Annotated in this window: 16 protein-coding genes and 1 pseudogene; 10 read left to right on the top strand and 7 right to left on the bottom strand. The window is 63.6% G+C overall.

Going from position 1 to position 12,351, the window contains the following annotated elements; translation table 11 throughout:
* Positions 1-85 precede the first annotated feature (85 nt).
* Genes A3OO_RS0111655 through A3OO_RS0111645 form a run of 3 tightly spaced genes read left to right on the top strand, consistent with a single transcriptional unit; the run spans position 86 to position 1,787 of the window.
* Entirely contained in the window at positions 86-658 is a 573-nt protein-coding gene (locus A3OO_RS0111655; protein WP_018408026.1) for a DUF2975 domain-containing protein, read from the top strand.
* Positions 658-879, top strand: a complete 222-nt coding sequence (locus A3OO_RS0111650; RefSeq protein ID WP_018408025.1) for a helix-turn-helix domain-containing protein — start codon at positions 658-660, stop codon at positions 877-879. The genes A3OO_RS0111655 and A3OO_RS0111650 overlap by 1 nt, the downstream gene beginning before the upstream one ends.
* A gap of 23 nt (positions 880-902) precedes the next feature.
* Positions 903-1,787: a hypothetical protein gene (locus A3OO_RS0111645; protein ID WP_018408024.1), complete on the top strand. Its 885-nt coding sequence runs from the start codon at positions 903-905 to the stop codon at positions 1,785-1,787.
* Here A3OO_RS0111645 and A3OO_RS0111640 read toward each other — a convergent pair.
* The 3 genes from A3OO_RS0111640 to A3OO_RS0111630 all read right to left on the bottom strand — a co-directional run bounded on the left by A3OO_RS0111640 (position 1,784) and on the right by A3OO_RS0111630 (position 3,214).
* Positions 1,784-2,104, bottom strand: coding sequence for a type II toxin-antitoxin system PemK/MazF family toxin (locus tag A3OO_RS0111640; RefSeq protein ID WP_018408023.1), 321 nt, complete (start codon positions 2,102-2,104; stop codon positions 1,784-1,786). The genes A3OO_RS0111645 and A3OO_RS0111640 overlap by 4 nt on opposite strands.
* Complete coding sequence (locus tag A3OO_RS0111635) at positions 2,098-2,331, bottom strand: AbrB/MazE/SpoVT family DNA-binding domain-containing protein (RefSeq protein WP_018408022.1); 234 nt, start codon at positions 2,329-2,331, stop codon at positions 2,098-2,100. Before A3OO_RS0111635 ends, A3OO_RS0111640 begins: the two co-directional genes overlap by 7 nt.
* 79 nt (positions 2,332-2,410) lie before the next feature.
* Positions 2,411-3,214 (bottom strand): GyrI-like domain-containing protein, encoded by an 804-nt coding sequence (locus A3OO_RS0111630; RefSeq protein WP_018408021.1) that lies wholly within the window; start codon positions 3,212-3,214, stop codon positions 2,411-2,413.
* A gap of 140 nt (positions 3,215-3,354) precedes the next feature.
* Between A3OO_RS0111630 and dapF the strand changes: the two genes are divergently transcribed.
* Both dapF and A3OO_RS0111620 read left to right on the top strand, forming a co-directional pair.
* The gene (dapF, locus tag A3OO_RS0111625; protein WP_018408020.1) at positions 3,355-4,218 is read left to right on the top strand and encodes a diaminopimelate epimerase; all 864 of its coding nucleotides are present in this window, start codon (positions 3,355-3,357) and stop codon (positions 4,216-4,218) included.
* On the top strand, positions 4,215-5,393 hold the full coding sequence (locus A3OO_RS0111620) for a MiaB/RimO family radical SAM methylthiotransferase (protein ID WP_018408019.1): 1,179 nt from the start codon (positions 4,215-4,217) through the stop codon (positions 5,391-5,393). The genes dapF and A3OO_RS0111620 overlap by 4 nt, the downstream gene beginning before the upstream one ends.
* Here the strand turns inward: A3OO_RS0111620 and A3OO_RS0111615 are convergent.
* The gene (locus A3OO_RS0111615; protein ID WP_040573845.1) at positions 5,374-6,543 is read right to left on the bottom strand and encodes a PQQ-dependent sugar dehydrogenase; all 1,170 of its coding nucleotides are present in this window, start codon (positions 6,541-6,543) and stop codon (positions 5,374-5,376) included. The two genes, A3OO_RS0111620 and A3OO_RS0111615, sit on opposite strands and share 20 nt — an antisense overlap.
* A gap of 114 nt (positions 6,544-6,657) precedes the next feature.
* Positions 6,658-7,086 carry a PRC-barrel domain-containing protein gene (locus tag A3OO_RS0111610; RefSeq protein ID WP_156824807.1) on the bottom strand — a complete coding sequence of 143 codons (429 nt, stop codon included), beginning with the start codon at positions 7,084-7,086 and terminating at the stop codon, positions 6,658-6,660.
* A 288-nt stretch (positions 7,087-7,374) separates the two neighbouring features.
* Here A3OO_RS0111610 and A3OO_RS0111600 point away from each other — a divergent pair, with 288 nt between their 5' ends.
* Positions 7,375-8,073 (top strand): TerC family protein, encoded by a 699-nt coding sequence (locus tag A3OO_RS0111600; protein WP_018408014.1) that lies wholly within the window; start codon positions 7,375-7,377, stop codon positions 8,071-8,073.
* Positions 8,074-8,182: 109 nt separating this feature from the next.
* Here the strand turns inward: A3OO_RS0111600 and A3OO_RS0111590 are convergent, their stop codons facing one another.
* Both A3OO_RS0111590 and rpsU read right to left on the bottom strand, forming a co-directional pair.
* Positions 8,183-9,058, bottom strand: a complete 876-nt coding sequence (locus A3OO_RS0111590; protein ID WP_026222911.1) for a tetratricopeptide repeat protein — start codon at positions 9,056-9,058, stop codon at positions 8,183-8,185.
* Positions 9,059-9,175: 117 nt separating this feature from the next.
* Positions 9,176-9,400, bottom strand: a pseudogene (gene rpsU, locus A3OO_RS0111585) (30S ribosomal protein S21); the annotation flags it as partial.
* A 257-nt stretch (positions 9,401-9,657) separates the two neighbouring features.
* On the opposite strand from rpsU, the gene A3OO_RS23590 reads away from it, so the two are divergent.
* Genes A3OO_RS23590 through A3OO_RS0111565 form a run of 4 tightly spaced genes read left to right on the top strand, consistent with a single transcriptional unit; the run spans position 9,658 to position 12,343 of the window.
* Positions 9,658-9,822 carry a hypothetical protein gene (locus tag A3OO_RS23590; RefSeq protein WP_156824806.1) on the top strand — a complete coding sequence of 55 codons (165 nt, stop codon included), beginning with the start codon at positions 9,658-9,660 and terminating at the stop codon, positions 9,820-9,822.
* Positions 9,819-10,604, top strand: a complete 786-nt coding sequence (locus A3OO_RS0111575; protein ID WP_018408010.1) for a metal ABC transporter ATP-binding protein — start codon at positions 9,819-9,821, stop codon at positions 10,602-10,604. The genes A3OO_RS23590 and A3OO_RS0111575 overlap by 4 nt, the downstream gene beginning before the upstream one ends.
* A complete protein-coding gene (locus tag A3OO_RS0111570) occupies positions 10,594-11,463 on the top strand; it encodes a metal ABC transporter permease (protein ID WP_018408009.1) in 870 nt (289 codons plus the stop codon). Before A3OO_RS0111575 ends, A3OO_RS0111570 begins: the two co-directional genes overlap by 11 nt.
* A 4-nt stretch (positions 11,464-11,467) precedes the next feature.
* Entirely contained in the window at positions 11,468-12,343 is an 876-nt protein-coding gene (locus A3OO_RS0111565) for a metal ABC transporter substrate-binding protein (protein ID WP_026222910.1), read from the top strand.
* The last annotated feature ends 8 nt before the right edge of the window (positions 12,344-12,351 follow it).

Here is a 12,351-nt window from a genome sequence, read left to right as displayed (position 1 = left end):
AGAATGCCTCATGTTTTTAGAGTAGTTTTTAATGTTTGACATTAAATTTTTCTTGTGTCAACGTAAGCGACATAAGGAGACCGCTATGACCGACTTCGCTGCCCCTTCTTCCTTCGATGACCGTCGCCTCGACTCGCTGCGCCGCCACATCGGCTGGCTCTGCCAAACGCTGCGCTTCGCGCTCGTCGGCTATTGCCTCTGGATTCTCGTCACGATCGTGATGTTCTGGAGCGACGAGTCGCTGGTCGTTTCGCACTTTGCGTCGCTGAAGGTCGATGTCGAAGGCCTGTCCGCCGATCAGCGGCTTGCGGCCTTTGGCGTCAGCTTCGTGATCTGGGCGCTGCTCGTCGTCGCCTGCTACGCCGGCTGGAGACTGTTCTCGGGCTATCTTGAGGGGCGCATCTTCACGCCTGATGCGGCAGGATGGCTGCGCTGCCTTGCGCTCGCAGGCCTCATCGCGGCGCTCGTCGATATCGCCACGCGACCGCTAACGTCGCTCATCCTCACGGCGCACAAGGCGGCGGGCGCGCATATGGTGTCGATCTATCTGCGACCTGAAGATCTTTCGACCGTCATGCTGCTCGCGACACTCCTCGCCCTCGCCCATATCCAGAAGACCGCGGCCGACATCGCCGATGAAAACGCGCAGATCGTCTGATGCCGATCATCGTCAATCTCGACGTGATGCTGGCGAAGCGCAAGATGCGCTCGCGCGATCTCGCCGCGCAAATCGGCATCGCCGAACAGAATGTGAGCCTGTTGAAGTCGGGCAAGGTGAAGGGCGTGCGCTTCGACACGCTCGAAAAAATCTGCGAAATTCTGCAATGTCAGCCGGGCGACATTCTCGAATATCGGCCGGACGACACGACGACGCCGTAACTTTTGGCAAGGAGCGCGCGGACATGCCGCGCACGGTCACCCGTGCACTTGGGATTGGGCTTGGGTTTGGGCTCGCCTGCGCCGCCGCGCTCGCTATCGCGATGATGCTGCGGCCAGAGCTTCGCCTCACCGCGCGCGCCGCGTGGAATGATCCGCGACTGCTCGCCGCTTTCGCCGACGATGCGCGCATTCGCTACGAACCAGAGGCGCGCGCTTGCGCGGCCGAGACGGCCGCGCTGCTTCCCGCCGCCATTGCGCAGATCGAGGCCGCACACGGGCGTCCCTTCGCACAGCCGCCGACGGTCGGCGTCTACGCATCCTATGAGAATTACGGAAGCGCCAACGGCATGGGCGATCCCGGCATCGCCGCCGTGACGCGGGCCGGCGTGGCGCTTTTATCGCCGACGCTGTGCGGCGACGAGCGCGATCGCCTCGAAGGCGTTCTCACGCATGAGCTGTCGCATGTGCATCTCTCGGGCTGGCGGCCGCTTGGCGCGCCGCGCCCGCCGCAATGGTTCACGGAAGGGCTCGCGGTGATGGCCTCAAACGGCGGCGGCGCCGAGGGCGTCAGCGACGAGGACGCGGCGCAGGCGATCCGCGACGGCTATCGCGTCGTGCTCGACGAGCGTCGATGGATCGACTTCGCGGCGCTCGGTTTTGAGCGCGAACCGCCGCGCGATCCAACGAAGGACGCGCTCACCCAGCGCCAGCGGCTCGCCTATCGGCAGGCGGGCATGTTCGTCGGCTGGCTGCGCATGCGCGACGAAACGGCGTTCATGCACCTCCTTCGCGCGCTCGAAGCCGGAGAGCCATTCGAAGGCGCCCTCCACTCGGCCTTCGGCGAAAGCGCGCCGTCGCTCTGGCGCCGCTTCGTTTCGGATCTCTCTCAACAGTCTAGCGCCGGCTAATCTTCAAAGACCTCACGAAGGCCAGCGAGAATCGCCGCGAGCGTAGATTCGGACGCTTTGCCCAAGCGCTTGACGAGCCGCTGCTTGTCTATTGTGCGAATTTGATCAAGCAGCACGAGCCCGCGCTTGCCCTTGAACGTCAGCGCGACGCGAAAGCCGGCGGGGCGGCTTCCCGTTGTCAGCGGCGCGACGATCGCGGTGCGCAAATGGTCATGCATTTCCGGCGGCGAAACAATCAGGCATGGCCGCGTCTTCTGTATCTCGCTCCCGACCGTCGGATCGAGCGCAGCGAGCCAGATTTCGCCGCGCTTCACCACGTCAGTTTTTCGTCGCCTTCATTGCCAAACTCCGGCCATAGAAGCGCGTCATCGCCATGCTCGGCGATACGGCGGGCGTCATCGCCCCAACCCTCCCGAACGCGCTTTTTGAGCGGCGTGACGACAAGGCGACCTTTCTCGACGGTCAATTCGACGTCATCTCCGACATCCGCCCCAATTTCGGCAAGAAACGGCTTGGGGATGATCAAGCCGGAAGAGTTTCCCATTTTTCGGAGCGCGCTGCGCATGACAGACCCATCAATGTTATAACTAAGTTATAACATTGATGGGTGGATTCGCAACCGCTCACTTCAAAAACACATAAATATCGACGTCGACGCTCGCGTCGTCGCCCTTAAAATCGGTCAGATATTCCTCGAGAATAAGATCCTTCGTATCGAGCCCCTTCTCGTCGAGATAGGCGGCGATGGCCTCATACGTGGCCTCGATCTCGTCGTAAGCGCCGCGATGCTGGAATTTGAGCGCCTTGCCGGCGGGCGACGCGCCGATGCTGACGCCCTCAGGCAGCTTGGGCTTGCCTTCCGGCGCCGCCGCAAGCGGAACCATCGCCTCGAAAGCGAAGCCCGTGTCGTCGGTTTTGGTGAAGACGGCGAATGGCCGACCGTTGACCGCAAGCCCCGCCTTTCCGACCGCCTCGCTGAGCCTGGCGAGAGCCTCGCCGACGGTCTTGCCGGCATCCTCCCACTTGCCCTGCCCCTTAGTCACAGCGGCGGGGCGCGCGTCGACGGTCACGGTCTGGCTCATCACCGCCTGCGCCGCATCGTCAGCGACGCCCGGAGGCGGGCTTGCATCGCCTGGCTTGACGTCAGTCGGACCGGCTTCAGTCGGATTGGCGTCTGTCGGACGGGCCTCGGTAGGCTTCGACTCGCTCGGCTTGGCGTCGCTCGTCTCGCCGGATGTCCTATCTGGCGCCGCGTTTGGTGGTGTAGGCCTTTGCAGCGTGGCAGATTTGTCCGCCTCCTGAACGCCGCCGACGGGAACCAGCGCGCGTTCGGAGTAGATCGCGGCGCCCGCGACCAGAATGATGAAGATCGCCAGCGCACGCCAATGGCGTCGCAGGCTGTCCAGCAAGCCCGGTTCTTCTTCCATCGTCGAGCTTTCCTAAACGGCCATCATGGCCTTTTCGCGCGCACATGCGACGCGCGTCCGGCGGGAGCCCGCAGTGGCGCTTCGGCGCAGCCTTCTCTATATACGAGCGCGTCTCTCGGAGAATAGACGAAAAGCTGCCTATGGCGCATCCGCTCGACCGTCTTCCGATTCTGCGCATGAACGGCGCCGGAAACGAAATTCTCGTTCTCGATTTGCGCGTGAGCGAGCATGAGCTTGCGCCGCAGGAGGCGCGCGCCATCGCCAAGGCGCCCGGCCTGCGCTTCGATCAGCTGATGGCGCTCCACAGGCCGCGCAGGCCTGGCGACGACGCGTATATGCGCATCTACAATATCGACGGTTCTCTCTCCGCCGCCTGCGGCAACGGCACGCGCTGCGTCGCCTATGCGCTGGCGCGCGAAGGCAAGGACGCGCTGCGTCTGGAGACGGACGCCGGCCTCATCGAAACGCGCCGTGAAGCCGACACGGTTTTCACTGTCGACATGGGTCGTCCGCGGTTGGGCTGGCAGGAGATTCCACTCGCCCGCGCCGTGGAGGATACGCGCGAGGTCGCGCTTGATCCGCCCGTCGCTGGCGCGCCGTCGCGTTTCTCCGCGGTCAGCATGGGCAATCCCCATGCCGTGTTCTTTGTCGACGACGCGACGCAGATTGATCTCGAGACGCTTGGCCCGCGCATCGAACGCCATCCGCTCTTTCCCGAACGCGTCAATGTCTCCTTCGCACAGATGCTTTCGCGAAACGATATTCTGCTGCGCGTCTGGGAGCGTGGAACCGGCGCGACCAAGGCGTGCGGCTCCGCCGCCTGCGCGACGCTCGTCGCCGCGGCGCGCGTGGGGCTCAGCGAACGCGCGGCGCGTCTGCGCCTGCCGGGCGGCGATCTCCAAATCGAATGGCGCGCCGACGATCATGTGCTGATGACGGGGGCGGTCGAATTTGAATTTGAAACCAGGCTCGATCCCCAGATTTTTGAAGGCGTAGCCGCGTGAACGCGCCGCTGCGCAACGCCGAGGTCGTGACCTTCGGCTGCCGGCTTAACGCCGTCGAGTCGCAGGAGCTCGCCAAAGCGCACGCCAGCGCGCGCGAGACAGTGATCGTCAACACCTGCGCCGTCACGGGCGAGGCCACGCGACAAGCGCGTCAGGCGATCCGCCGCCTGCATCGCGAGCGGCCCGACGCCGAGATCGTCGTTGCCGGCTGCGCGGCGCGGCTCGACCCTCCGGGTTTCGCCAAGATCGAGGGGGTGACGCGGGTTCTCGCCGAACATGCCCCAAATCGCGCGCTTGCGGGCAATGAGGGCACGCGCGGACTGCTTGCCGTGCAGAACGGCTGCGATCATCGCTGCACCTTCTGTATCATTCCTTTTGGCCGCGGCGCGGCGCGCTCGGCGCCGCCCAGTGAGGTCGTCGCGCAGGCCGGCGCGCTTGTCGCGAGCGGCAAAAAGGAGATCGTGCTGACGGGCGTCGATCTCACGAGCTATGGCGTCGACCTTGGCGAAGATTGGACGCTCGGGCGCCTCGTGCGTCTGCTGCTGCGCCGCCTTCCAGAGCTTGAACGGCTGCGTCTCTCGTCGGTCGATTGCATTGAGGTGGACGAAGATCTCGTCGAGGCTTTTGCGGAAGATCCGCGGCTTTGCCCGCATCTTCATCTGTCGCTGCAGTCCGGCGACGATCTGATCTTGAAGCGCATGAAGCGCCGCCATTCGCGACAGGACGCGATCAGCCTCTGCCGCGCGCTGCGCGAGGCGCGGCCCGACATCATCTTTGGCGCCGACTTCATCGTCGGCTTTCCGACCGAGACGGAAGCGATGTTCGACGCCACGCTCGACATTGTCGACGCCTGCGGTCTCACGCTCCTTCATGTCTTTCCATTCTCGCCACGCCCGGGAACGCCGGCGGCGCGCATGCCGCAACTCGCGCCGCAGATCGCCAAAGAGCGCGCGGCGCGATTGCGGGAAAAGGGCGACGCCGCGCTGCGCCGCCATTTCGACGCGCAATGCGGCCGAACCTTGCGGCTGCTGACCGAGCGCGGCGGCACGGCGCGCGCCGCCGATTTCACCCTTGCGCACACGCCGGGCGTCGAAGCGGGTCTGATGATCGAGGCGCTCTGCACCGGCCATGACGGGCGCGCGCTCACGACGCGGCTTACGGCGCTTGGTAGCTGATCCGGTAAATCGCGCCGTTCTGGTCGTCGGTGACGAGAAGCGAGCCATCCGCAAGCTCTGCGACGTCGACGGGCCGGCCCAAATAGGAACCGGAACCGTCGTTCCAGCCTTCGGCGAAGGGCGTGCTCGCGGTTGGTCCAGCGAGAGTGACCATCACCCGCGCGCCGATTGGGACGCTGCGGTCCCAGGAACCATGCTGCGCGTAAAACATCGCGCCCCGATATTCCTTCGGAAACATGTCGCCGCGGTAAAACATGACGCCAAGATCGGCCGCGTGCGGCGCCGTTTCGACGACAGGAAAGACGACGCCCTTCGGCGGCTCAGCGCGCGCATATTCATTGGTGCGAACATGGCCGCCGCCATACCAGGGGAAGCCGAAGTTCAATCCTGCGCGGTCGGCGCGATTGATTTCGCCAGGGGGACGATCGTCGCCCATGGAATCGACCTGATTGTCGGTGAACCAGAGCGACCCGTCCGTATCGAACGCCATGCCGACGGAATTGCGAATGCCGGTCGCGAAGACTTCGCGCTGCGATCCGTCGAGATTCATCCGAATGACGCCGCCGATTCCCGTCTTCTCGTAAAGCGCAAGCTTGTCTCGCGGCGTGACATTGTGCGGCTGGCCAAGCGAAATATAGAGCTTGCCGTCGGGACCTATTCGGCACACGCGGGAAGAATGGCCGCGACTCTCTTCGTTCCTTGGAATGAGATCGCCTGATTTTACGACGACCTTGGCGTTCGCCGCAGCGTCGCGCCACGTGTTTTCCGCATCGTCGAACCGTGTGACGCGGTTACGCTCAACGAGAAAAAGCGCGCCGTCATTTGAGAAGCAAACGCCATGCGGCATCGTGAATGGCATGGACGGCGCGAAGCGTTCGACCGCAGCGGCCGTCTTCTCCCCGGGCGTGATCGCATAGACGTCCTTCTCCTCGGCGCCGACAAAAATCGCCTTTCCTTCTCGCCCGATGGCGAGCGTGCGCGCCCGAGGCGCTAGAGCATAGAGCGCAATCGAGAAGCCCGGAGGAAGCTTGATGCGCTTGAGAGTGGATTCGATCTCCGCGCCGCGACGGTCTTGACCAACCGACTGAGGCGCGGCGACGCCGCCGCCCAGAGTCCAGAAAAGCAAAAGTGCGGCGGCTCCGACGCGCATGTCCAAAAGCCTTTCGAATAATCCTTTCGACGCCATATAGGCCGCAAAAAGGGCGGAGCCAGTTACGGCTCCGCCCTACCGCGGGTTCCCACTTCGGTCAAAGACACTCAGACGTCAGCGGTCTCTCGACATCGTTGACGTCGTCGTGTCTTCCCAATAGGGGGAGGACCCGTAGTTCCTGTGCAGCCGGCTTTCCCAGTCGCGATCGCTCCAGCTTTCTTCGCCTGTGAATTCAGGAGCGTTCTGCAGCTGCTCTTCCGTCACATCCGCGATGTATCCGCCAAGATTGGTGTCGTAACGGAACGCCTTCCATGGCAAGGGATGCTCGCCTTCGCCGATGCCGAGAAAGCCGCCGAAGGTCATGATCGCGTATCGAACCGAACCAGAGACGCGATCGATCATCAGGTGATCAATTGCGCCAATCTTGTTGCCGGCCGCGTCGTACACGTTGGTGCCTTCGACCTTATCGCTGGAAATGAGGTTGGCGTTTGGCTGTGCCATGCCCATAGTGACCTCCTGCAGCGCGCACTTAACCGACGCCATTGTCGAACTTGCCGCGCCTTTCCAAGATGAACACAGGGTGAAGGCCCTTGTTCCGCAGGAAAAAGAAAAAACGGCGGTTACATAAGCTTAGCGACGCCTTCCTTCTTTGGTAAAATGTCGCTATTGCAAGTGCGTGATGCGCGGCGCCTGCAGATGAAAAGCTTCAGTCGTCAGATGCACGGTCGCCCATCGCCAATGCATCAGGCGGATTGCGGCGAGCGGAATCGTCCTAGCTCCGTTCGTCGGCAACCGCAGCAATGGGCTTCGCCCAGCAGGTAAGAAGCGCGCATGTCTCCGGAATTCAGCCTTGGCTGGGAAGTCTTCGAGATCATCTGGATCAACCTGCTGCTCTCGGGCGACAACGCAATTTTGATTGCGCTTGCGTGTCGGCAACTGCCCGTGCGTCAGCGACGCTGGGGCGTTTTTCTGGGCGCCCTGGGCGGCGTCATTCTGCGCATCGCTTTCACGCTCGTCGTCGTCGAGCTTATGGCGGTTCCCTATCTGAAAATTGTCGGCGCGATTCTGCTGCTCATCGTCGCCGTGAAACTGCTGATCGATGAAGCCGAGCATTCGGACGTCAAGGCCAAACCCAACCTCTGGAGCGCGGTCGGGGCCATCATCATGGCAGACGCGGTGATGTCGCTCGACAATGTGATCGCCATCGCGGCGGCGGCGCATGGCTCGACCAATCTCATCGTCTTCGGGCTTCTCGTTTCGGTGCCGATCGTGATGTTCGGCGCGGGCGCGCTGCTGAAAGTGCTGGAGAGGTTTCCGGCGCTGGTCTGGGCGGGCGCAGGCCTTCTCGGCTGGGTAGCGGGCGACATGGCGGCCGCTGACCCAGCATTGCCCGCATTCGTGCATGTCGCGAACCACAGAGCGCTCGAACTTGGGCTTTCGATTGCCGGCTGCGTCCTGGTGCTGGCCGTCGCCTTCGCGATTGCGGTTTACCGGCAGTGGCGTGAGGACCAACGCGTCTCACGAGACTAGAGCGCTACCCGATCACATGAAATCATGTGCTCGATAAGGAATCGCTCAAAATCGAAATGGTGGAGCAGGTTCTCAGCGAAAAAGTCTGTCTACTTTTTCGGAACCTGCGCTAACCGCGCCCCATGCCCTGTTTGGCGAGAGGCTGCTGCGGATCGAGCGTGAGCGCGCGCTGATAGGATTCCTGCGCCTTGGAGCGGTTGCCGCTCTTGTCGTAAGCGACGCCGAGCCAGGCCCACGCCAGCGCGCTCTTGCTGTCGACGTTGAGCGCGGCGTTGAAGTCTTCGACCGCCTTGTCGAATTTGCCGAGTTTAACCAGGCTTTCGCCGCGCGCCAGATAGGGCGCCGCCGCAAAGGGATCGCGGTCGATCGCGTTGTCGAAATCCGTCACGGCGCGCGCATCATCGCCACGCTTCTGGTGGATGAGCCCGCGCGCATGAAACGCCTGCGCGCTTTCGGGATTGAGGCGGATCGCCTGGTCGAGATCGGCAAGCGCCTGATCAAGGTTGCCCTGGGCGCGCAGCAGGTTGGCGCGACCGACATAAGCCGGCGCATGTTTGGGATTGACTTCGATCGCTCGGTCGAAGTCGGCGCGGGCGGCGTCGCTCTGGCCCATTTGGCGGAGCGCGAGCGCGCGATTGGTGAAGGCCGCCGAATTATTCGGCTCGAGCTTGATGGCCTGCGTGAAGTCGCCGACCGCCTCCTGGAACCGCCCGACCCGAGCGTAAGCGACGCCGCGGGTGTTGTAGGCCTCGGCGCTCGACGGATTGCGCCGAATCACTTCGCTGAGCGAATCAATGTTGACGGAGGCGGAGTTGGCGTCAGTGTCGGCGATCTCGGCGATGCCGCGTCCCGGCGGACGGATGCCGCTCGCGGTCTCGCAGCCCGCGAGAGCGATGATGGCGAGCGCCACCGCGCCGCGCGTGAGAGACTGACCAGATAGGAGCGAAGCTTGGCGACGCGACGTCGCCGCACGGCAAAAGCCCATGCCTTCAGATCCTCCCAGCCGCAATACGACTTCCCCGTCTATCTTCTATGCGCAATTTTTAAAAAGCGCTTGCAATCGGGCGAGAATTCGACGGCTCTAGCCGGATCAGCGGGCGCCGACCGGCTTCGCCTTGACCGGCAGCAGGCCTTCGCGTTGGAGCTTCTTGCGGGCCAGCTTGCGGGCGCGACGGACCGCTTCGGCCTTCTCGCGCGCGCGCTTCTCGGATGGCTTTTCATAGTGACCGCGCAGTTTCATTTCGCGGAAGATGCCCTCGCGTTGCATCTTCTTTTTCAGAGCCTTGAGCGCCTGATCGACATTGTTGTCGCGAACGAGAACTTGCACGTATCCATCCTGTGTTTGGGACCCGCCGCGACGGCTCCGTCGTTGAGCGGCCATAATAGGGAATAGGTATCCGGGCGCTGACGGAGCGCCTGACCCGTGCGGCACGGGATAACAGAATCGCCCTCCCCTGTCCACGGCCGATTGGCGTGAACGTGCCTCAACCTATACTTAATGCGGCGCTCCACGGCGTCTATCCGCGCTGCGGATGACTGCTTGTTCGATCTCGGCGTTATAATATAACATTGGCTATGTTCGACATGACGACCCAACATCGCGCCCTGGCCCATGTGCCCGCCAGCGCAGCCACTGACGCTCGAGGGGCGCGGCTCTCAGCTCTCGGAGCCTCCGCCGGCGCCCGCGTCATCGTCGCCGCGCTGCTTCTTGCGGCCCTGTGGGCCGGCGCCTACTGGGCGCTGCATTGAGCGCGGCGGCCAATGCGCCGGCGATCCGGCTCGTCAATCTCACCCTCGGTTATGATCGTCGCCCCGCGGTTCATCACCTTGAAGGCGAAATCGCCCCTGGAGAGGGACTCGCCGTCTGCGGCCCGAACGGCGCGGGCAAGTCGACGCTGCTCAAGGCGCTCGCCGGGCTGCTGGCGCCGCTCGGCGGCGAAATCCGTTTCGGCGGTCTGTCGCCGCGCGCCGTCGCCTATCTGCCGCAGGTCGTCGACATTGACCGCGCCTTTCCGATCAATGTGCGCGATTTCGTGGCCATGGGCGCTCTGGCGCGCGTCGGTCTTTTCGGGGCGCTGAACGCGGCCGAGCAGATTCGGGTGGGCGCGGCGATCGAAACGGTCGGACTCGTCGGCTTCGAATCACGGACGCTCGAAACCCTGTCTGGGGGGCAGATGCAGCGGGCGCTGTTCGCGCGGCTGATCGTTCAGGATCAGCCGGTGATTCTTCTCGACGAGCCTTTCGGCGCGATCGACGCAGCGACGATCGACGATCTTTTGGCCTTGATCGCCCGATGGCGCACCGAAGGGCGTACCGTCGTCGCCGTTCTCCATGAACTGGACATCGTCCGCCGCGCCTTCCCGCGCACGCTGCTGCTTGCCCGCGAGTGCATCTTCTGGGGCGACACGCGCGACGCCCTTTGCGAAAAGAATCTCGTTCGCGCGCGCGCGATGTCGGAAGCCTTCGACGAGCGCGCACGCGAATGTCTTCGCGATGAGTTTGACGCCGAAGATAAGCTGCATGTTCACTGACGTCTTCGTCACGCCATTCGCCGATTATGAATTCATGCGACGGGCGCTTGTCGGCTCCCTGGCGCTCGCGCTCTCGGGCGCGCCGCTCGGGGTCTTTTTGATCCTTCGGCGTATGTCGCTTGCCGGCGACGCGTTGTCCCATGCGATCCTGCCTGGCGCCGCCGTCGGCTATCTCGTCGCCGGCCTTTCTTTGCCTGCGATGACCTTCGGCGGCCTCTTCGCCGGGCTCGTCGTCGCGCTCGCCGCCGGCGCGGCCTCGCGATTTACGACGCTGCGCGAAGACGCGTCGCTCGCGGCCTTCTATCTCGTCTCGCTGGCGCTGGGCGTGACGCTCGTATCGCTGCGCGGCTCAAACGTCGATCTGCTCCACGTGCTCTTCGGCTCAGTCGTCGGACTTGATGACGCGGCGCTCCTGCTGCTTGTCGGCGTCTCGACTCTCACGCTCATTCTGCTGGCGGTTTTCTACCGAGCGCTGGTGCTGGATACGCTCGATCCTCTGTTCTTGCGGCAGACGAGCGCATTCGGCGAATTCACGCCCTTCCTCTTCCTCGCCCTGGTTGTGCTCAATCTCGTCGCGGGCTTTCATGCACTCGGCACGCTGATGGCCGTCGGCGTGATGATGCTTCCCGCCGCTGCGGCGCGGTTGTGGACCCGCGATCTCGCCGTCGCCCTGCCGCTCGCGGCAGGGATCGGCGCCCTCTGCTGTTACGGCGGTCTCGTCTTCTCCAACGAGACCAGCGCGCCGACAGGACCCGCCATAATTCTCGCCGCGGGCGTCGTCTATTTTTTCTCGATGATTTTTGGCCGCGCCGGCGGCGTGCTGCGATTAAAACGGCCGCGCCGGCATCTTGAAGGATAGAGCGATGCTTACACGCCGCAGCGCGCTAGCGCTTTCACTCGCCGCATTGGCCGCGCCAGCGATGGCGGAGGCGCAGAAAATACCCGTCGTTGCAAGCTTTTCGATTATCGGCGATCTTGTGCGGCAGGTCGGCGGCGACCGGGTCGCTGTCACCACTATCGTCGGTCCCGACGGCGACGCCCATGTCTACCAGCCCAGTCCGGCCGATGGCCGCAACATTGCGCAAGCCCGGCTGATTTTCGTCAACGGACTCGGATTTGAAGGCTGGCTCGACCGTCTCGTCACTGCCGCCAAAAGCAAGGGAGAGGTGTTCACCTTAGGCAAAGGCGTCACTGCGCGAAAGGACGAAGAGGGGCAAGATCCGCACGCCTGGCAGGACGTCGCCAACGCCAAAGTTTATGTCGAGGCGATCCGGGAAGCGCTGACGGCCGTCGATCCCGAGGGCGCAAAGACCTATAAGGCCAACGCCGACGCCTATCTCGCCAAGCTCGACGCGCTCGACGCGGAAATCCTACAAGCGATCGCCGCCATTCCCAAGGAGCGGCGCCGGGTGGTTTCGACCCATGACGCCTTCGGCTATTTCGCCGCGCGCTACGGCGTCGAATTCATCGCCCCGCAGGGCGTGTCGACAGAGGCTGACGTCAGCGCCCGTGACGTCGCGAAGATCATCGACGCGGTCAGGGCGCATAAGGTTCGGGCGGTCTTTGTCGAGAACGTCGCCGACCCGCGCCTCGCCAAGCGCATCGCCAGCGAGACCGGCGCCCAGGTCGGCGGGGTCCTTTATTCCGATGCGCTGTCGGACGCCAAAGGCGATGGCGCAACCTATATCGACATGATGCGCCACAATGTAAGAGAATTGACGAAAGCCCTGGCGCCCTAACCCCCTCC

The organism is Methylocystis rosea SV97 (genome assembly GCF_000372845.1).
Classification (GTDB): Bacteria; Pseudomonadota; Alphaproteobacteria; order Rhizobiales; family Beijerinckiaceae; genus Methylocystis; species Methylocystis rosea.
Note: the sequence above shows the minus strand (reverse complement) of the source record. Positions and strands in the feature narration are given on the sequence as shown.